Raw genomic sequence first — 18,525 nt, 5'->3', positions numbered from 1 at the left:
GATGAGCAAAGCCGTCGATCGCCCCGACGACATGGTGCCGCTCGCGCGCGAGGGTGCGGTCGCGGTGCTGACGCTGAACTTCCCGGCGCGCCGCAATGCCTACTGCCTGCAGATGCGCACCCAGCTTCGCGACCGGCTCGGGACGGCGATGGCCGATGCCGAGGTGCGCGCGATCGTGCTCACCGGCGCTGGCGGACACTTCTGCGCCGGCGGCGACATCAGCGAGATGGAAGCGCGCACGCTGCTCGAGAACCGCGAGCGCTGGCAGCTGGTGAGCGCGCTGATCCGGCTCATCGCACTCGGGCCGAAGCCGGTGGTTGCGGCAGTCGAGGGCTCGGCGATGGGCGCGGGCCTGTCGATCGCCTCGCTCGCCGACCATGTGGTCGCTGCGCGAGACGCGAAGTTCGGTGCCGCGTTCGTCAAGGTGGGCCTGATGCCGGACATGGGCGCGCTGTGGAGCCTGCAGCACCGGGTCGGTCGTGCGAAGGCCCGCGAGATCCTCGGCCTCGCGCGGGTGTTCGACGGCGCCGAGGCGCACCGGATCGGCCTGGCCAACGAGCTCGCCGAGTCCGGCGGGGCGCTGCCGCAAGCGCTTGCGGTGGCGCACGAATACGCGGCGCTGCCGCCGGTGGCGAACGCGCTGCTGAAGAACGCGCTGGCGCAAGGCGTGGACAGTCTCGATGCGGCGATCCGCAGCGAGGTGGAGTTCCAGGCCGCGGCCATGGCCAGTGCCGACCATGCCGAGGCGGTGCGTGCGTTCCTGGAGAAACGCGCGCCGCGCTTCGAAGGCCGGTAGTTGGAACATCTCGTCACTTACTGAAGACCGCGACCATGACCCGGGTGCGCTCCGAGCATTTGCGTGACGGCGGCGTGCTGCAGCTCGTGCTCGAGCATGCGCCGGTGAACAGCCTCTCGCACCCGATGCGGCTCGCGCTGTGGCAGGCGCTGGAGGCGGCGGATGCCGATGCTTCGGTGCGGGCGATCGTGATTGGCGGCGCCGGCCGCGGCTTCTCTGCCGGCGGCGACTATGCCGAGCTGCACTCGCCGCTGCAGCGACGGTGGCCGGCCCTGTCGGCCCACCTGTTCCCGCGCATCGAGGCGTGCACGAAGCCGGTGATCGCGGCGATCCACGGCTTCGCGGTCGGCGGCGGCTTCGAGCTCGCGCTCGCTTGCCACTACCGCATCGCACAGCGCGACGCGCGCATTGCGCTGCCCGAGCTGAAGCACGGCGTCGTGCCGCCGAGCGGGTCGCAGCGCCTGCCGCGTGCAGTCGGCGTGAGGCGCGCGCTCGCGCTGATCCTCGCGGCCGAGCCGGTGCGCGCCGATCGCTACGCCGAGACGCCCTTGTTCGCTCGCTTGTGCGATGCCGACCCGCTGGCTGCCGCCCGCGCGTTCGCCGCGGCGCTGGAGCCGGGCCGGCCGCCGGCGTCGGCGCTGCTGCGCCACCGGCCGCTCGAGCGCACCGGCGCGGCCGAGGCGATCGCCGCGTGTCGCGCCAGACTGGCCGATGCAGCCGTGCCAAGCCAAGCCGCTTTGCGCTGCATCGACGTCGTCGAATGCGCTGTGCGCGCCGCGGACTTCGACGGCAGGCTCGCGGCTGCGAAACAGATCCACGACGAGCTCTCCGCCCGCGCTGGCGCGGGCAGCGCCTGAGCTCGATTGATATTGATAAACATATCAAGCGGCATGGGCCTGCGGATCCGGGCCTGTCACGGAGCGCGCCCCCATGTCATCAAGCTCGGGTAAACCCGGTTGCGGCTGGAAGCGGCGCCATAGAAGATTCGCCAAGATAATAAAAAACAGAACGATGTAAACATAGTTGAACGCTTCGCCAGCAACGATCGAAGGAGATCCTGAGATGGCAAATTGGCTCATTACCGGCGTCTCGAGCGGCTTCGGCCTCGAGCTCGCCCAGGCCGCGCTTGCGCGCGGCGACACCGTCGTGGGCACTGTGCGCCAGCCTGCGCAGGCCGATCGCTTCGAGCAACTCGCGCCCGGCCGCGCCCATGCGCTGCTGCTCGATGTGACGCGGATCGAGGCGGTTGAACCGGCCGTGCAGAAAGCCCTGAAGCTCGCCGGCACGATCGACGTGCTGGTCAACAACGCCGGCTACGGCCTGTTCGGCGCGATCGAGGAAGTGTCCGATGCCGAAGGGCGCCAGGTGATGGACACCAACCTGTTCGGCCCGCTTGCGGTCGTGCGTGCGCTGCTGCCGCACCTGCGCGAGCGGCGCGCCGGGCACATCTTCAATGTCGCGTCGGTTGCCGGCGTGATCGGCTTTCCTGCCTGCGGCCTGTATGCCGCCTCCAAGTTCGCGCTGGAAGGCGCGACCGAGGCGTTGGCGACCGAGCTGGCGCCCTTCGGCATTCGCGTGACGATCGTCGAGCCGGGCGGCTTCCGCACGCAGTTCGCCGGCGGCTCGCAGCGCCAGGCGGCGCTCCGGATCGACGCCTACGCCGGCACGCCTGCGCACAAGGCGCGCGACCACATCGGCCACTACCACGGCCACGAGCCGGGCGACCCGGCCAAGGCGGCGGCCGCGATCATCCAGGCGATGGAGGCGCAGCAGCCGCCGCTGCGGCTGGTGCTCGGTGCCGACGCGGTCGGCATGCTGCGCGGGGCCTACGAAGCGAGGATGAAGCAGCTCGCCGAGTGGGAGAGCGTGTCGGTCGCCACGGCCATCGAGCCAGGCCGGTGAGGAGGGCAGCATGACACCGATCCGCCGGCAACTGGTCGACATGATCCTCGACCCGAACCTCGCCTACGACCTGCCGACTTCCGACGTCGAGGCACTGCAGCTTCGGGCGGCGCAGGAGCTGTTCGAGGAGCGCAAGGCGCAGATCTCGCTGCTCGCGCGCCGCGCCGAGGACGCCGGCATCGAGCGCATCGGCAAGCTGGAGGACCTGGTTCCTCTGCTGTTCGCGCACACCGTCTACAAGTCCTACCCGCCGTCCTTCGTCGAGAAGGGGCAGTGGGGCCGCATGCTGCAGTGGCTGAACACGCTGTCGGTGGCCGACACCACCGGCGTGGACGTCGACGACGTGAAGGACGTCGACGACTGGCTCGCGCGCCTGTGGGAGGCCGGCCACCGGGTGCTTGCGACCAGCGGTTCGTCTGGCAAGTGCTCGTTCCTGAATCACACGGTGGGCGACAACGACCTGAAGAGGCGCCACTTCAAGTACTCGGTCGGCTGGCCTTACGTGCGCGCGAATGCGGATCGCACGGTATTCTGGCTCGGCCCGTCCAGGGGCACGAGCAGCGCGACCGAGGCCGCCCAGTTCAACTTCGAGAACTTCGGCAAGCCGGGGCAGACCTTCGCGCTGACTGACCAGCCGCTGCGGATCGCCGATGTCAGCCGGATGGCGGCCATGCGCAAGAAGATGGCCGACGGCAGCGCGACGCCCGACGAGATCGCCGCCTTCGAGCAGGAGGCCGCCCGCAAGGGCGCCGAAGGGCGCGAGGGCTTGCTGAAGCTGCTCGACACGATCCTCGACCGCCGCGCGGAGCCGATGCTGATCTCGGGCATGTGGGCGCAGTACATGGCGCTCATCGCCCGCGCACGCGAACGCGGCATCGGCGACGGCGCGTTCCATCCCGACACCGTGGTCAACGCCGGCGGCGGCATCAAGGGCGTGCCCTTGCCGCCGGATTACAAGGAGCAGGTCGACCGCTTCTTCGGCCAGGTCGTGCGCCCGGGCAACTACGGCATGACCGAGCTCGCGCAGGTGATGCCGCGCTGCGAGGCCGGGCGCTACCACCGCGCGCCGGCGCTGATCTGGCTGATCGTCGATCGCGATGGCGAGCGCCTGTTGACGGCGCAGGACGGCGAGGATGGCGTGGTCGAGGGCCGCTTCGCATTCCTCGATCTGCTCTACGAAGGGCGCTGGGGCGGGCTCATCACCGGCGACAAGGTGAGCGCCGACCTGAAGCCGCGCTGCCCTTGCGGCCGCCGCGGGCCGACGCTGTTCGACAACATCACGCGCTTCGCGCAGCCGGGCGAGGACGACCACATCGGCTGTGCCGGCACCATCGACGCCTATGTCCGGGGAGCGATCGCTGCATGAACACGACCACCACCATGGCGAGTGCCGCGGTCCCGGTCTGCCACGTCGTGCAGGGCAGCGTCGTCACCGGAGCGGCCCGCGAGTACGGCAGCCCGCAGGCGCGCTTCGCGACCCCGGCGCTGGACCTGAACGCGCTGGTGTGGACGCGCCGCGAACCCGGCCCCGCCTTCGACACGCCGCTGGCCGAGATCATCGACCTGCTCGTGGCGACCGGCGAGCGGCTGAAGCACGACCCCGACGGGCTGCTCGCCGAGGCGCTCGAGTTCAGCATGCGGACGAGCCCGCTGCCGCGCGACGTGCTGCAGCGCTCCTATGCCGGGCTCGGCCGCGTGTTCGACCGCCGCAGCATGCTGTTCCAGGTCGAGCAGGAACTCGGCGGCACCGACGTGCTGGACGGCTGGCGCGTCATCGCCGGCGCGCCGAGCGGGCGCACCCACCGGATGCGCGCGTTCCCGCCGCGGCTGATCCACGTGATTGCCGGCAACGCGCCGGGCGTGGCCGCGATGTCGGTGGTGCGGGGCGCGCTGACGAAGGGCGTGCACCTGATCAAGCTGCCTTCCAACGATCTCTTCACGGCCACCGCGATCCTGCGCACGATGGCGGCGGTCGCACCCGGCCACCCGCTGGTGCGCTCGTTCTCGGCCGCCTACTGGCGCGGCGGCGACGCCCAGGTCGAGAGCCTGCTGTTCCGGCCGCAATTCTTCGACAAGGTGGTGGCCTGGGGCGGCGAGAGCACGATCCGCAGCGTCAAGCAATACATCGGCCCGGGCTTCGAGCTGGTGGCCTTCGATCCGAAGACCTCGATCTCGCTGATCGGCCGCGAGGCCTTCGCTTCCGACGCCGTGCTGGCCGAGGTGGCCGAGCGCGCCGCGACCGACGCGACGATCATGAACCAGCAGGCCTGCGCGTCGAGCCGGGTGCAGTTCGTCGAAGGGTCGGTCCAGGAGGTCGATCGCTATTGCGCGCTGCTGCAGGCGCGGCTGGGCGTGCAGCGCGAGACCTGCTCGGCGCTCGGCAGCCCGCTGTCGGCCGAGCTGCGCGACGAGATCGACGGCCTGCGCGGCATGGAGCCGCATTACCGCGTCTGGGGCGGCTACGAGGGCCGCGGGCTCGTGATCCGCTCGGAAGAGCAGGTCGACTTTCATCCGGACGGCCGCGTCGTCAACGTCGTGCCGGTGACGAGCCTCACCTCGGCGGTGGGCTGCGCCAACGTCGCGACGCAGACCGTCGGCGTCTACCCGCCCGAGCGCAAGGCCGAGTTGCGCGATGCGCTCGCTGCGGCCGGCGTGCAGCGCATCGTCGAGCTCGGCAAGGCGGTGGCCTTCGAGGCGGGCATCTCGCACGACGGCTTCCTGCCGCTGAACCGCTTCGTGCGCTGGGTCAACGACGAAGGCTGAGCGGTCGCGCGGGGCCTTCGCTGATATCGTGAAAGATATCAACGAGCAGGCATACCGATGACCGAACCAAACACCTGGAGCAGATCCTCATGGGCCGAGTTGCTGAAGCAGAAGCGCACCGCGGCGGGCTGGTCGCAACGCGAGCTGGCGCGGCGCGCGGGTGTGCATCAGCCGCAGATCGTGCGCGCCGAACGGGCCGACGACCTGCAGCTTTCGGTGCTCGCGCGCATCGCGGCGCCGCTGGGCCTGGCGCCGGCGTTGGCGCCCGTGGCGCCGGCGGCGGAGGACGACGACGTCGTGCAGCCCAACCTGGAGAGCTGGCGCCGTGCCTGGCCGCAGGTCGATCCCCAGGTGTTCGCGGTCCTGGCGCGGCTGACGCGCCTCGGGCATCACATCGAGCGCAGCATCGCGTCGCTGGCCGCTGCGCAAGGACTGAATTCCGGCGAGGTGATGGTGCTGGGCGCGCTGCGACGCACGGGGCCGCCCTTCGAGAGCACGCCCACCGGGCTGAAGGAGCGGCTGTGGATCTCGCTGCCGGGCCTGAAGAAGCGGCTCGACCGGCTGGTCGCGCGCGGACTGGTGGAACGGGTCGACAACCCGCTCGACCGGCGCGGGCAGATGGTCCGCATGACGGCGCGCGGTGACCAGACGCTGGACCGCCTGATGACCCACCCGGCACCGGTCTTCAAGGCGGTGCGGGCGTTGCCGGAAGACGAGCGCCGGGGGCTGTCGAACAGCCTGAGGCGCCTGCTGCAGCAGTTGGAGGGCGGCGTCGAGGGCCCCTTCGACGGGCCGGCTTAGACCTTCCGACCCTCGCTTTTCAGCGACGGATCCCGGAAGCAGGTGACAAGGCCCCGGAGACGGGGCGCGAGGAGACATTCGTGAAGCTCGATCCCCCAAAGCCAGCCGAGAACCGCCGCTGGCTGCTGATCCTCGCCGTGCTGGTGTTCGCCGAGGTGAACAGCTCCTTCGAGGTCGGCATGATGTACGGCGCCCTGGCCACGCTGATGCGCGAGTTCGGCGATCCGGTCGGCGTCGGCTGGCTGATCACGGCCTTCCTGCTCGTCGGCGCGGTCTCGGCCGGCTTGAGCTCGCGTCTGGGCGATCTGTACGGCCGGCGCAGGCTGCTGATCCTCACGCTGGTGTTCGCGATGGCCGGCTCGTTGATCGGTGCCTTCGCCACCAGCCTGCCGTGGCTGATCGCCGGGCGCGCGGTGCAGGGCATGTCGGCGGCGCTGCTGCCGCTCACCATCGGGCTGGTCCGCGAGCACCTGCCGAAGGAGCGCGTGCCGGTGGGCATCGGCTGGGTCGCGGCGATGGCGAGCTTCACGGCCGGCGCGGGCATCCTGCTCGGGGGCTGGCTGGTCGATCATGCCGGCTGGCGCTGGATCTTCTGGTTCTCGGTCGCCCAGACGGCGCTGTCGATCGTGGCGGTCGCGTGGCTGCTGCCGCCCTCGGTACGGCGTGCCGTGGTGGGGCGCCTCGACCTGCTCGGCGGCGTGCTCTTCGCGCCCGGCGTCGCGCTGCTGCTGTGGGCCGTCACGCGCATGAAGGGCAGCGGGCCGGCCGATCCGGTCACGCTCGGGCTGATCGCGGCCGGCCTGCTGGCGATCGCGGTCTGGGTGCGCCACGAATGGCGCCACCCGCAGCCCATGATCGACGTGCGCCGCTTCGCCGAACGCCAGACCGGGCTGGCGATGGGACTGATGGCGCTGTTCGGCCTCGGCACGGCGCAACTGATGCTCGTGATCCTGCTGCTCGCGCAGCAGCCGGCGTGGACCGGCATCGGCCTCGGCCTCACGGCCACGCTGGCCGCGTTGATCAAGGTGCCCGCCAGCGTTGCGGGACTGTTCGGAGCGCCCTGGAGCGGGCATGTCGCGGCCCGGCATGGCGCGCGGCGCGCGGCGCTGATCGGCAGCGCCGTCATCTGCGCCGGCTGGGTGGCCGTGCTGCTGCATCACGACGCCGTGTGGCTGCTGGTCGCGGTCGCGTTCCTGATCACCCTCGGCGGCTCGATCCTCTATGCGGCGATCCCGAACCTGATCGTCGAGGTCGCGCCACCCGATCGCACCAGCGAGATCAACGGCATGTCGCACGTCGTGCGCACCGTGGGCACCGCGATCGGCACGCAGCTCGCGACCTTGCTGCTGGCCAGCTCGACGGTGACCGATGCGACCCGGGGCTCCGGTACGCATCCAAGCCCGGGCGCCTATCTGCTCACCTTCGCCTTCGTCATCGCCTGCGCCGGCGCAGGCGTGCTGCTCGCCATGGCCTTGCCGCGCCGACACCGCGCGGGGGCGCCGTTGCCGCTGCCGTTGCAGGTGCCGGGCCGATCGGGATCACCGGGTAACTACTGATAGTCGTTGGTTGACGTGCCAGTGGTCCTGTGCAACGATATGAACACTGTTCGAGTATTGGCATGACGCAACGACCAACGCAAGGCGGCGCGACACGCCGGCCCGGCCGGTTCCCCATTCGTACAAAACTGGAGACTCGATGAACAAAGACCGAGGGACTCGCCGCCGCACTCCGCGCGGCGAACGCGCCTTGAAGGCGGCCTGCATCAGCGCGGCAGTGGCCATGGCCGCGCCTGCGGCCGCCTTCCAGATCGACACCGGCTCGCCCGACCTGGAGCTGACGCTCGACACCACGCTGCGATACAACGCGGCGATGCGTACCGGCGAACGTGATCTCCGGCTCGTCAACTCGCCGGCGGTGGACGAGGGCAACTGGCTGTTCGGCAAGAACGACACGGCACTGTCGCGCTTCGATGTCTACACCGAGTTCGACCTGAACTATAAGAAGAACATGGGCTTGCGCCTCAGCGCGGCAGGCTGGTACGACAACAATTTCCCCGACAGGAGCCGCAGCGACCCGCGCTTCGCGACCGTTCCGAACTATGCGCGGAACGAGTTCACGCCCTACATCGACCGCTATTACAAGGGCCCGTCCGCCGAGTTCATGGATGCCTTCGCCTGGGGCAACCTCGACATCGGCGGCACCTCGCTGAACCTGAAGGCCGGCCGCTTCGCCTGGCTGCCCGGCGAATTCCTGTTCGGCAACGGCGGCAGCGTGTCCTACTCGATGGCGCCCAACGACGGCCGCAAGTCGGACCTGAGCCCGGGTGCCTCGGCCAAGGAAACGGCATTGCCGATCGGCCAGGTCGGCGCCACCTGGCAGCTCAACAACCAGTTCTCGCTGATGGGCCAGTACACGGCTGAATTCCGCTCCTCGCGCATTTCCGAAGGCGGCACTTTCTGGCAGGTCAACGACACCGCGCTCGAAGGCCCGCCGTTCATTTCCAACCCGGCCGTGCGGCGCGGCGAGTCGTTCCAGGGCGACAAGGGCGATGTGGCGCTGGGCCTGAAATGGTCACCGGAGAAGCTCGAGGGCGACGCTTTCGGCCTCTGGCTGCGCCGCTTCGACGACAAGACACCGAGCTGGCTGAGCCAGATCGCGGTCGGTCCCAACGGCTCGCGCATCGGCCGTGCCGTCTACGCGAAGGACATCGAGCTGATCGGCCTGACCTACAACACCTTGCTCGGCGGTTGGGGCACCGGTATCGAGCTGAACTACCGACGCAAGATGCCGTTGAACGTGCGCAGCGGTTTCGCGTTCGGCACCTTCCCCGGCCTCATCAACGACCCCGGAATGGAAGGCCCGCGCGGCAACACGGTCCACTTCCTGATGAGCGGCGTTTCCACCATCAACAAGAACGCGCTCTTCGACTCGGGTTCGATCGCGCTGCAGTTCGATGCCATGCACCTGCAGAAGATCACCAGCGGCGCGAATCTCTACAACGGCGAGGGCGGCAACCCCGCCTGCACCAACAACCTGGTGCTGCGCGGCTGCTCGACGCGCAACGCCGCCAGCATCGCCTTGTCGTTCACGCCGACGTGGCAGCAGGTCTTCCCGAGCGTCGACATCTCGGCGCCCTTGTTCGTGACCTACGGCCTGTCGGGCAATGCCGCCGCAGTCGGCGCCGGCGTCACGCCCAAGGGGTCGTGGCTGATCCGTCCGGGCATCCGGATCGAGTACCTGGCCGGCAAGTACAAGCACCAGTTCGACCTGGCCTACACCGCACGCGGGGGCAAGACCGGCAACCTTGCCACCGGCCCGGGCGCAGCGCCGTTCTTCGCCTCCGGCCTGGCGAACTTCCGCGATCGCAACTACGTGAGCTTCACCTACCAGACCGCGTTCTGAGCACTTTGGAAGGAATCGAGATGAACATTCGACACATTGCAACCGCCGCGCTGTGCCTCGGCATCGGCGGGAGCTTCGTTCCCGCAGCCAACGCCGAGGACGGCGATCGCCTGCCCTGGGGCGCCTTGAAGGCGGCCAGCAAGGACGGCAGCATTCCGGCCTGGGACGGCGGCCTTCCGGCCAGCACCAGTCCGCCGGGCTTCAAGAAGGACTCGGGCTTCTGGGTCGACCCCTATGCCGCCGACAAGCCGCTCTACACCGTGACCGCGGCCAACATGGCGCAGCACGCCGACAAGCTCTCCGAGGCGACGAAGGAACTGCTGAAGCGTTACCCGAGCTTCCGCATCGATGTCTACCCGACACGCCGGCCGGCCAACTACTCGGCTTGGTACGTGGAGAACACCCGCAAGAACGCCGCCGGCCGCTGCAAGGCGATCGAGGACGGCGAAGCGGTGACCGGCTGCTTCGGCGGCATGCCCTTCCCGGCTCCCAAGACCGGGCAGGAGGGGATGTGGAACCTGATACTGACGAACAAGGGCGCGTCTTCGTGGACCTACGGCCAGGCCTGGTACGTGGATGGCGGCGGCAACAAGGTCATGACGGCCGAGGTGAACAACCGCAACCAGAACGACTACTTCAACCCGAAGCTGAGCGCCGAGGAGTTCTACGCCAAGGGCGGCCAGTACCTCATGAACAACAACATCTACACCGCACCGGCGCGGATCACCGGTGAAGGCAACCTGCAGCGCAAGTTCATCAATCCGGTGGCGCAGCCCGACAAGACCTGGGCCTACACGCCGGGCCAGCGCCGCGTGCGGCTGTCGCCGGACGCGAGCTACGACTTTCCGGTCGCCACGGCCGCCGGGGCCATGCTGTACGACGAGATCTACGCGTTCTCGGGCCGGCTCGATCGCTTCGATTGGAAGCTGGCCGGCACCAAGGAGATGCTGATCCCGTACAACGCCTACAAGTACCTGGCCTCCAAGCCCGACGACGTCCTGATGAAGGGGCACCCGAACCCGGACGCGATGCGCTGGGAGCTGCACCGCGTCACCGTGATCGACGCCACGCTCAAGCCCGGTGCGCGCCACGTGGCCGCCAAGCGCCGCTTCTATCTCGACGAGGACATCCCCGGCGCGGTGGTGGTCGACGCCTGGGATGCCACCGGCAAGCTCTCGCGCGGCATCCTGAATCCGACGGTCTGGGCCTACGACAAGCAGGCAATGGTGCAGGGCGGCACCTTCTACTTCGACTTCGGCACCGGGGCCTGGTACAACTCCTCGATCCTCGGGGGCTACAAGGGCCTGTTCGTGGACATCGACACGGTCGATGCCGACGCGTTCTACAGCCCCGAAGGCCTGGCACGCCGGACCCAGCGCTGAGTGCACGCGAGAGTGGCCCAGGGTGCCTTGTCCTCCGCTCGTGCCATGCCGCAGCTGAGAGCCCTCGCGACGATCGCGGCCTGCCTTTGGGCGTCGATCGTAGTCGCCGCGGCGGCCGGGCCGCCCGCACCCGCTGCTTTCGTCGATCCGCTCGATGCGCCGGCGCGCATGACGCCGCGTTCGCTTCGCGCGCCGGCCTATGCGCTGGCGGTGGTCGATGCCGAGCATGTCGTCGCGGTCGGCCCGCGCGGCCACATCCTGCGCTCCGCGGACCGCGGCAGGACCTGGGAGCAGCGTCCGGCGCCGGTCAGCACCGACCTGCTCGCGGTGCAGTTTCCGTCCTCGACGCAGGGCTGGGCGGTGGGCCACGACGGCGTGGTGCTGCGCAGCACCGACGGCGGGCTGAACTGGCGCCGCGTGCTCGACGGCCGCAGCCTCGGAGCGCTGATGGTCTCGTACTACGAGAAGAATGGCGCGGCCGGCGATCCGGCGCTCGCACGGGCGCGCGACGACGCGAAGCGCATGGCCGAGGAGGGGCCGACCCGGCCCTTCCTCGCGGTGCACTTTCGCGACGAGCGCGAAGGCTGGGTGGTCGGCCAGTTCAACCTGATCCTGCACACGGCCGACGGTGGCGCGACCTGGGAGCCGTGGCTCGACCGGACCGACAACCGCGACGGCTACTCGCTGCATGCCATCCGCCAGGCCGGCGACCAGGTGGTGATCGTCGGCGAGCTCGGCTTGGTCATGCGCCTGGACGCGGCGGCCGGACGCTTCGTGCGCATCCAGACGCCATATCCCGGCACCTGGTTCGGCATGGCGGCCTCGAAGGACGCGATCGTCGCGCTCGGCCTGCGCGGCACCGCCTGGCGCTCGACCGACGCAGGCGCGAGCTGGAAGCCGCTGGCCACCGGCACCCACGCGGCCCTCAACAGTGGCGTGCTCCTGCCCGACGGCCGCCTGGTGCTGGCGACGCAGGCGGGCGAGCTGCTGATCGGCGCCGCGTTCGGCGACAGCTTTGCGCCGATGGCGCCGATGCCCGGCCTGGGCGCGGCTTTCGACGTGGTCTCGATGGAAGCGGACTGGCTGCTCGTCGCCGGACCGTTGGGCGTTCAGCGGCTGGCGATGGCGCCGGCGGCGAGGTGATTCAACAGACCCTAAAGCGATGAACATCGGCAGCAACGAGACCTTCCAGGTCATCCCGGACCCCTCCCGCTTCGACCCGCGCTCCGGCAATGCGCTCGAACGGCTCATCTTCAACCATCGCCGCGTGATCCTCGTCGTCTTCGCGCTGGTGTCGATCTTTCTCGGCTGGCGCTCCACGCAGCTGACGATCAACGCCAACTTCGAGCGGATGATCCCGCGCTCGCATCCGTACATCCAGAACTACCTCGACAACAAGACCGAGCTGCGCGGGCTGGGCAACCAGCTTCGGGTGGTGGTCGAGAACACGCAGGGCGACATCTACGACCCCGAGTACCTGAAGTTCCTCGCGTCGATCAACGATGCGCTCTACATCATGCCGGGCGTCGACCGGCCGTGGCTCAAGTCCCTGTGGACGCCGGTGCTGCGATGGGGCGAGGTGACGGAGGAGGGCATGCGCGGCGGCCCGGTGATGCCCGAGCGCTTCGACGGCTCGCCGGCCAAGATAGAGGCGCTGAAGGCCAACATCGCACGCTCGGGCGCAGCCGGCCGCATCATCAGCGACGACCAGCGTTCGTCGATGATCGTCGTGCCGCTGCTGGACCGCTATGCCGACAGCGGCGAGCCGATCAACTACCTGAAGCTGTCGCGCGCCCTTGAGGAGCAGGTGCGCGCCAAGGGCACGGGCAAGTTCCGCGTCTACATCGTCGGCTTCGGCAAGCTCGTCGGCGACCTGATCGAGGGCCTCGCGACGGTGATCTCCTACTTCGCGATCTCGGTCGCGATCGCGGCGCTGTTCGTGTTCGCCTACACCCGATGCCTGCGCAGCACCGTGGTGCTGGTCGTCACCGCGGTGGTCGGCGTGATGTGGCTGATGGGCCTGCTGCAGATCCTCGGCTACGAGCTCGATCCGTATTCGATCCTGGTGCCCTTCCTGCTGTTCGCGATCGGCCTGTCGCACGGCGCGCAGAAGATGAACGGCATCATGCAGGACGTGGGGCGCGGCACGCACAAGTACGTCGCCGCGCGGTACACCTTCCGCCGCCTGTTCCTGGCCGGCCTGACGGCGCTGCTGACCAACGTGGTCGGCTTCATGGTGCTGATCATCATCGACATCCCGGTGATCCGCGACCTGGCGGTGATGACCAGCATCGGCGTCACCGGGCTGATCTTCACGAAGCTGGTGCTGATTCCGGTGCTGCTGTCATACACCGGCGTCAGCCCCAAGGCCGCGCAGCGCTCGTTGAATGCCGACGCGGCCGAGCAGACCGGGCGCTCCGCGATGGGCCGCGTGTGGACCGCGCTGGAGCGGCTGACGGAGCGGCGCTTCGCGCTCGTCGCGATCGTGGCGGCGGCGCTGCTGGGGGCCGGCGCGCTGAGCCTGCGCACGGGGCTGAAGATCGGCGACCTCGACGAAGGCGCGCCGGAGCTGCGCCGCGATTCGCGCTACAACCTCGACAACGCCTACATCGCGCGCCACTACGGCCTGTCGAGCGACCAGTTCGCGGTCATCGTGAAGACGCCGAAGAGTGCGTGCGACCGCTACGAGGGCCTGGTCGAGGCCGAACGCCTCGGCTGGGAGCTCGAGCATGTGCAGGGCGTGAAGGCGGTGACCTCCTTCGCCGAGCAGACCAAGCGCGGGGTCGCCGCGTCGAGCGAGGGCTATTTCAAGTGGAACACGCTGGCGCGAGACCCGCGCATCCTCGGCCCGGCGGCCAACCGCGTGATCCAGGACAACCCGGACGCGATGAACCCGAACTGCTCGCTGTTCGCCGTCACGGCCTACCTGAGCGACCACCGCGCCGACACGCTCGACCGCGTGCTGAAGGCGGTGGAGGGCTTCGCAGCGACGCACAGCCGGCCCGGCGCGGAGTTCCTGCCCGCGGCCGGCCCGGCCGGCATCGAGGCGGTGACCAACATCGTCGTGCGCCAGTCGTTCTACATCATGCACGTGGTGCTCTACATCGCGGTGACCCTGCTGTGCTTCATCACCTTCCGCTCGTGGCGCGCGGTGGTGGTGGCGCTGGTGCCGCTCATGATCACGTCGATCCTGTGCGAGGCGATCATGGTGTTGATGGGCATCGGCGTGAAGGTCGCGACGCTGCCGGTCATCGCGCTCGGCGTGGGCGTCGGCGTCGACTATGCGCTGTACCTGCTGTCGGTGCAGCTCGCGGTGCAGCGTCGCGGCGGCAGCCTGCGCGAGGCCTACAAGCACTCGCTCGAATTCACCGGCAAGGTCGTCGCGCTGATCGGCGTGACGATGGCCGCCGGCGTCGTGACCTGGGCCTGGTCGCCGATCAAGTTCCAGGCCGACATGGGCATCCTGCTGACCTTCATGTTCCTGTGGAACATGATCGGCGCGCTGGTGCTGATTCCGGCGCTGTCGCACTTCCTGCTGCGCGATGTGAAGCAGCGGGGCACGACCGTCTTGCCCGCGGCCACCGCGGCGAACGCGTGAGCTCATCGGGGGCGCTGCCCGTCGGCGGCGCCGGCCGCGGCCATTCGATCGTCGTTGCGCTGGTGTTCGCGGAGATCATCAGCTCGTTCGAGGTCAGCATGATCTACGCGGCCCTGCCGACGCTGATGCGCGACTTCGGCGATCCGGCCGGCGTGGGCTGGCTCATCACTGCCTACCTGCTGGTCGGATCGGTCTCGGCGGGCCTGTCGTCGCGGCTGGGCGACCTGTTCGGGCGCAAGCGCCTGGTGCTCGCGATGCTGGCGTGCTCGGCGTGCGGATCGCTGGTCAGCGCCCTGTCGAGCGGGCTGCCGGGATTGATCTGCGGCCGCGCGCTGCAGGGAATGTCGGCGGCCTTGCTGCCGCTGGCCATCGGCATCGTGCGCGAGCGCCTGCAGGCCGAGCGCGTGCCGGTGGCGGTCGGCTGGCTCACCGCGATGGCGACCTTCAGCGCCGGCGCCGGGCTGCTGCTCGGCGGGCTGCTGGTCGACCACGCCGGCTGGCGCACCATGTTCTGGTTCGGCGCGGTGCATGGCATCGTGGCGATGGTGCTGGTCGCGCGCTGGGTGCCGGCGTCGGCGGCCGCCGCTGGCGGCGCGCGGATCGACTGGATCGGCGGCATGCTCTACGCCCCTGCGGTGGCCGCGCTGCTGTGGGCCGTGTCGCGGCTGAGGGCGCACGGGCTCGGCGACGTCGCGACGCTGGCCGCGCTGGCCGGCGGCGTGCTGCTGCTGGCCGCGTGGTGGCGCCACGAGTGGCGGCACCCGCAGCCGATGATCGACGTGCGCCGCATCGCGACGCGCGAGGTCGGCCTGCCGATCGGCCTGATGTTCCTGTTCGGGCTCGGCACTTCGCAGACGATGCTGGTGCTGATGGGCCTCGCGCAGCAGCCGCCGTGGACCGGCATCGGCCTGGGCCTGAGCGCGACGATGGCCGGCCTGCTGAAGCTGCCGTCGAACTTCATGGGCCTGTTCGGCGCGCCGTGGGGCGGCCACCTCGCGGCGCGGAACGGCGCCCGCAGCGCTGCGCGGCTCGGCAGCCTGATGATCCTGGCCGGCTGGATCGGGCTGACCGCGCTGCACTCCACCGCCTGGATGCTCGTGGGGTGGGTGATGCTGGCCTCGCTCGGCGGGGCGATGCTGATGTCGGCGGTGCCGAACCTGCTGGTGGAGGTGGTGCCCGCCGAGCGCACCAGCGAGTTCGTCGGCTTGTCGCAGGTGGTGCGCACGCTCGGCACCGCGATCGGCACGCAGGCCGCCAGCGTGCTGCTCGCGCTGGCGGTGGTGCGCGGCGAGACGCAGCCGCATGCGGACTATCCGAGCGCCGACGCCTACCTCTGGACGATGACGGCGATCACGGGTGCGTGCCTCCTGTGCGCGCTGGTCGCCTGGGCGCTGCTGCCGCGGCCGGCGCGGCCGGCGCATGCGGCCGCGCAGGGCGCTGCCGGCATCGGCGTGTCGGCACGGCGCGGCGCCTGATCGGGGGCCTTGCCCCGGCTCAGCGCAGCCGCTCCCGCAACTCGTCCTTGCGTACCTTCCCCGACGCGGTCCGCGGCAGCTCGCCGACGACGTGCAAGCCCTCGGGCGTCTTCTGGCGCGCGACGCGGGCGGCCGCGAAATGGCGCCGTACTGCGTCCAGGTCCAGCGAGGCGCCATCGGCGAGCACGACGAAGGCGCACACCTTCTCGCCGTAGCGCGCGTCGGGCTGCGCCACCACGGCGGCATCGCGCACCGAAGGGTGCGTGGCCAGCACGCGCTCGACTTCCTGCGACGATATGTTCTCGCCGCCGCGGATCACGATGTCCTTCTTGCGGTCGGTGATCGTCAGGCAGTTCGCGGCGTCCAGCCGGCCGATGTCGCCGGTGCGGAACCAGCCGTCGGCGCTGCGGGCATGCGCGTCGAGCGACGCGTCGGTGTAGCCGACGAAGAGCTCGGGTCCGCGTGTCAGGATCTCGCCCTCCTGGCCGTGCGCAAGCTCGCGCTCCCGGTCGTCGACGATGCGCACTTCGCTGCCGGGCTGCAGGCGGCCGTCGGTGCCGGCGCGCTGCGCGAGCGGCATCTCGCGCCAGCCGATGCTGACGGTGGAGTGCTCGGTGAGGCCGTACGAGCGGCTCGCGGCGATGCCGGCGCGCTCGGCCGCCTCGACATGGTCGGGCGTCACGCCGGTGCCGCCGAGCCCGTAGGCGACGAGCGACGAGAGGTCGCGGCCGGCGCGCCGCGCCGCATCGAGCAGGCCCTGCAGGTGAAACGGCGTGCCGCCGGACAGCCGCACGCGGTGGCGCTCGATCAGCTCGGCCGCGACGGCCGCGTCCCAGCGATCGACGAACACCATCTCGGTGGCGGTGACGAAGGGCCGCAGCAGGAAATTGAAGCCGGCGATGTGGCCAGCCGGAAAGGGGGTGAAGTAGGGCCCGTTGCCGCCGGGCTGCGCGGCGGTGGCGGGGGCGTCGTCGATGAACGGGATCTGCCACTCGGCGCCGACCGTCTGGTGCGTGTGCTTCACGCCCTTGGGCGCGGCAGTGGTGCCGGAGGTGTACAGGAGCAGGCAGGTGTCCTGCGGCGCGATGCACTCGGCGGCAGCTGTCGAGGCATCGGCTTCGGCGGCCTGCTGCAGCGCCTGCCAGGTGATGCCGCCGCGCGGCGCCCGCTCGCCGAGCACCAGCACCTGTTCCAGGTCGGGCAGCGCGCCGAGCGCCTCCACGCGTTCCAGGAAATCGATGCCGCGCCATCGCTCTGGCACCGCAAGCAGGCGTGCGCGCGACTGGCGCAAGATGAAGCCGACCTCGGCCGGCCCATAGATGTGCACGATCGGCACCAGCACCGCACCGATCTCGAATGCGGCGAGGTACAGCACCGCGGTCTCGTGCCGGGTCGGCATCTGCACCGCGATCGCGTCGCCGGCCTTCAGCCCGATCGCGCGCAATCCGCGGGCGAGCCGGCGGCCGGCCTGCAGCAGGCCGGAGGTCGTCATCGCGATGTGACCCGCCTCGGTGTAGAAGTGCAGGCGCGTCAGCGGCCGCGCCATCACGGCGCGTGCCAGCAGGCGGCTGAGCGGCACCTGCGGCAGCGGCGCTTCAGGAGGCACTAGCTCACCTGGAAGCCGCCGTCCACCGCGAGCAGTTGGCCGGTGACCAGCCGCGACGCCGGACTGGCGAAGAACAGCGCCGCCATCGCGATATCTTCCGGGTCGCCCATCTTGCCGAGCGGGATGCGGCCCGGCCCCATGATCGGCCCTTTTATGTCGACGCCATCGCTGCTGGCGGCCTTGGCGCCGGGCGTCAGCGTGCCGCCGGGCAGCACGGCGTTGACGCGGATGCCGTCGGCGGCGAACTCCAGCGCGGTGGTCTTGGTGAGGCTGTTCACGCCGGCCTTCGACGCGTTGTAGGTGGCGTTGTGATAAACGACCGCCTGCATCGACGACACCGACGAGATGTTGACGATCGCGCCGCCGTTCCCCTGCGCCTGCATGCGCCTGATCGCCTCGCGCAGGCACAGGAAGGTGCCGCGCAGGTTCACCGCGTGCAGCTTGTCCCAGAACGCGGCGTCGACCTCGAGGAAGGGCTTCTTCGGAAAGATCCCCGCGTTGTTGACGAGCACGTCGAGGCTGCCGAACTCGGCGATCGCGCGGTCGAGCATCGCGGCGACCTGCGTGTCCTGCGACACGTCGGCCGTCGCCGCGATGGCCTGGCCGCCGGCCGCGCGGATGCCCGCTGCGGTGGTTTCGGCGCCGTCGGCCTGGATGTCGGCGACGACGACCTTGGCGCCGGCGCGGGCGAACAGCTCGGCGATCGCCTGGCCGATGCCGCTGCCGGCCCCGGTGACGACGGCAGTCTTGCCGGCGAGGCTCAGCGGGCCTGCGGCGAGGGTGGAGTCAGACATGTTGCT

General features: G+C 70.0%; 15 protein-coding genes. 12 read left to right on the top strand and 3 right to left on the bottom strand.

What is annotated here, in order from left to right:
* Window position 1: 1 nt before the first annotated feature.
* Window positions 2-796: an enoyl-CoA hydratase/isomerase family protein gene (locus ACSQ89_RS16720; protein ID WP_436295653.1), complete on the top strand. Its 795-nt coding sequence runs from the start codon at window positions 2-4 to the stop codon at window positions 794-796.
* 35 nt (window positions 797-831) lie between these two features.
* Window positions 832-1,653 (top strand): enoyl-CoA hydratase/isomerase family protein, encoded by an 822-nt coding sequence (locus tag ACSQ89_RS16715; protein ID WP_436295654.1) that lies wholly within the window; start codon window positions 832-834, stop codon window positions 1,651-1,653.
* A 24-nt stretch (window positions 1,654-1,677) separates the two neighbouring features.
* Here ACSQ89_RS16715 and ACSQ89_RS16710 read toward each other — a convergent pair whose 3' ends face one another.
* A complete protein-coding gene (locus tag ACSQ89_RS16710) occupies window positions 1,678-1,875 on the bottom strand; it encodes a hypothetical protein (RefSeq protein ID WP_436296290.1) in 198 nt (65 codons plus the stop codon).
* On the opposite strand from ACSQ89_RS16710, the gene ACSQ89_RS16705 reads away from it, so the two are divergent.
* The 10 genes from ACSQ89_RS16705 to ACSQ89_RS16660 all read left to right on the top strand — a co-directional run bounded on the left by ACSQ89_RS16705 (window position 1,859) and on the right by ACSQ89_RS16660 (window position 16,119).
* Window positions 1,859-2,698: an oxidoreductase gene (locus ACSQ89_RS16705; RefSeq protein WP_436296288.1), complete on the top strand. Its 840-nt coding sequence runs from the start codon at window positions 1,859-1,861 to the stop codon at window positions 2,696-2,698. The genes ACSQ89_RS16710 and ACSQ89_RS16705 overlap by 17 nt on opposite strands.
* Before the next feature lie 10 nt (window positions 2,699-2,708).
* Window positions 2,709-4,064: a hypothetical protein gene (locus ACSQ89_RS16700; protein WP_436295504.1), complete on the top strand. Its 1,356-nt coding sequence runs from the start codon at window positions 2,709-2,711 to the stop codon at window positions 4,062-4,064.
* Window positions 4,061-5,461 (top strand): acyl-CoA reductase, encoded by a 1,401-nt coding sequence (locus ACSQ89_RS16695; RefSeq protein WP_436295503.1) that lies wholly within the window; start codon window positions 4,061-4,063, stop codon window positions 5,459-5,461. Before ACSQ89_RS16700 ends, ACSQ89_RS16695 begins: the two co-directional genes overlap by 4 nt.
* Before the next feature lie 57 nt (window positions 5,462-5,518).
* Complete coding sequence (locus ACSQ89_RS16690; RefSeq protein WP_436295502.1) at window positions 5,519-6,262, top strand: MarR family transcriptional regulator; 744 nt, start codon at window positions 5,519-5,521, stop codon at window positions 6,260-6,262.
* 80 nt (window positions 6,263-6,342) lie between these two features.
* A complete protein-coding gene (locus ACSQ89_RS16685; protein ID WP_436295501.1) occupies window positions 6,343-7,818 on the top strand; it encodes an MFS transporter in 1,476 nt (491 codons plus the stop codon).
* 139 nt (window positions 7,819-7,957) lie between these two features.
* Complete coding sequence (locus ACSQ89_RS16680) at window positions 7,958-9,664, top strand: DUF1302 domain-containing protein (protein WP_436295500.1); 1,707 nt, start codon at window positions 7,958-7,960, stop codon at window positions 9,662-9,664.
* Window positions 9,665-9,684: 20 nt separating this feature from the next.
* Window positions 9,685-11,046 carry a DUF1329 domain-containing protein gene (locus tag ACSQ89_RS16675; protein ID WP_436295499.1) on the top strand — a complete coding sequence of 454 codons (1,362 nt, stop codon included), beginning with the start codon at window positions 9,685-9,687 and terminating at the stop codon, window positions 11,044-11,046.
* 45 nt (window positions 11,047-11,091) lie between these two features.
* On the top strand, window positions 11,092-12,189 hold the full coding sequence (locus ACSQ89_RS16670; protein ID WP_436295498.1) for a YCF48-related protein: 1,098 nt from the start codon (window positions 11,092-11,094) through the stop codon (window positions 12,187-12,189).
* A gap of 19 nt (window positions 12,190-12,208) precedes the next feature.
* A complete protein-coding gene (locus ACSQ89_RS16665; protein WP_436295497.1) occupies window positions 12,209-14,644 on the top strand; it encodes an efflux RND transporter permease subunit in 2,436 nt (811 codons plus the stop codon).
* Entirely contained in the window at window positions 14,641-16,119 is a 1,479-nt protein-coding gene (locus ACSQ89_RS16660; RefSeq protein WP_436295496.1) for an MFS transporter, read from the top strand. The genes ACSQ89_RS16665 and ACSQ89_RS16660 overlap by 4 nt, the downstream gene beginning before the upstream one ends.
* 19 nt (window positions 16,120-16,138) lie before the next feature.
* Here the strand turns inward: ACSQ89_RS16660 and ACSQ89_RS16655 are convergent, their stop codons facing one another.
* Window positions 16,139-17,725 (bottom strand): AMP-binding protein, encoded by a 1,587-nt coding sequence (locus ACSQ89_RS16655; protein WP_436295495.1) that lies wholly within the window; start codon window positions 17,723-17,725, stop codon window positions 16,139-16,141.
* On the bottom strand, window positions 17,725-18,519 hold the full coding sequence (locus tag ACSQ89_RS16650) for an SDR family NAD(P)-dependent oxidoreductase (protein WP_436295494.1): 795 nt from the start codon (window positions 18,517-18,519) through the stop codon (window positions 17,725-17,727). Before ACSQ89_RS16650 ends, ACSQ89_RS16655 begins: the two co-directional genes overlap by 1 nt.
* Between the last annotated feature and the right edge of the window lie 6 nt (window positions 18,520-18,525).

Origin of the sequence: Variovorax sp. LjRoot175 (assembly GCF_964253805.1) — a bacterium.
Lineage (GTDB): Bacteria > Pseudomonadota > Gammaproteobacteria > Burkholderiales > Burkholderiaceae_C > Variovorax.
The sequence above is the reverse complement of the archived record's forward strand: the minus strand, read 5'-3'. Positions and strand labels throughout refer to the sequence as shown.

What these genes read in the sequence shown, in the direction of transcription:
- ACSQ89_RS16720 (WP_436295653.1), top strand. Translation starts at nt 2, where the DNA reads ATGAGCAAAGCCGTCGATCGCCCCGACGACATGGTGCCGCTCGCGCGC.
- ACSQ89_RS16715 (WP_436295654.1), top strand. Translation starts at nt 832, where the DNA reads ATGACCCGGGTGCGCTCCGAGCATTTGCGTGACGGCGGCGTGCTGCAG.
- ACSQ89_RS16705 (WP_436296288.1), top strand. Translation starts at nt 1,859, where the DNA reads ATGGCAAATTGGCTCATTACCGGCGTCTCGAGCGGCTTCGGCCTCGAG.
- ACSQ89_RS16710 (WP_436296290.1), bottom strand. Translation starts at nt 1,875, where the DNA reads ATGAGCCAATTTGCCATCTCAGGATCTCCTTCGATCGTTGCTGGCGAA.
- ACSQ89_RS16700 (WP_436295504.1), top strand. Translation starts at nt 2,709, where the DNA reads ATGACACCGATCCGCCGGCAACTGGTCGACATGATCCTCGACCCGAAC.
- ACSQ89_RS16695 (WP_436295503.1), top strand. Translation starts at nt 4,061, where the DNA reads ATGAACACGACCACCACCATGGCGAGTGCCGCGGTCCCGGTCTGCCAC.
- ACSQ89_RS16690 (WP_436295502.1), top strand. Translation starts at nt 5,519, where the DNA reads ATGACCGAACCAAACACCTGGAGCAGATCCTCATGGGCCGAGTTGCTG.
- ACSQ89_RS16680 (WP_436295500.1), top strand. Translation starts at nt 7,958, where the DNA reads ATGAACAAAGACCGAGGGACTCGCCGCCGCACTCCGCGCGGCGAACGC.
- ACSQ89_RS16675 (WP_436295499.1), top strand. Translation starts at nt 9,685, where the DNA reads ATGAACATTCGACACATTGCAACCGCCGCGCTGTGCCTCGGCATCGGC.
- ACSQ89_RS16670 (WP_436295498.1), top strand. Translation starts at nt 11,092, where the DNA reads ATGCCGCAGCTGAGAGCCCTCGCGACGATCGCGGCCTGCCTTTGGGCG.
- ACSQ89_RS16665 (WP_436295497.1), top strand. Translation starts at nt 12,209, where the DNA reads ATGAACATCGGCAGCAACGAGACCTTCCAGGTCATCCCGGACCCCTCC.
- ACSQ89_RS16650 (WP_436295494.1), bottom strand. Translation starts at nt 18,519, where the DNA reads ATGTCTGACTCCACCCTCGCCGCAGGCCCGCTGAGCCTCGCCGGCAAG.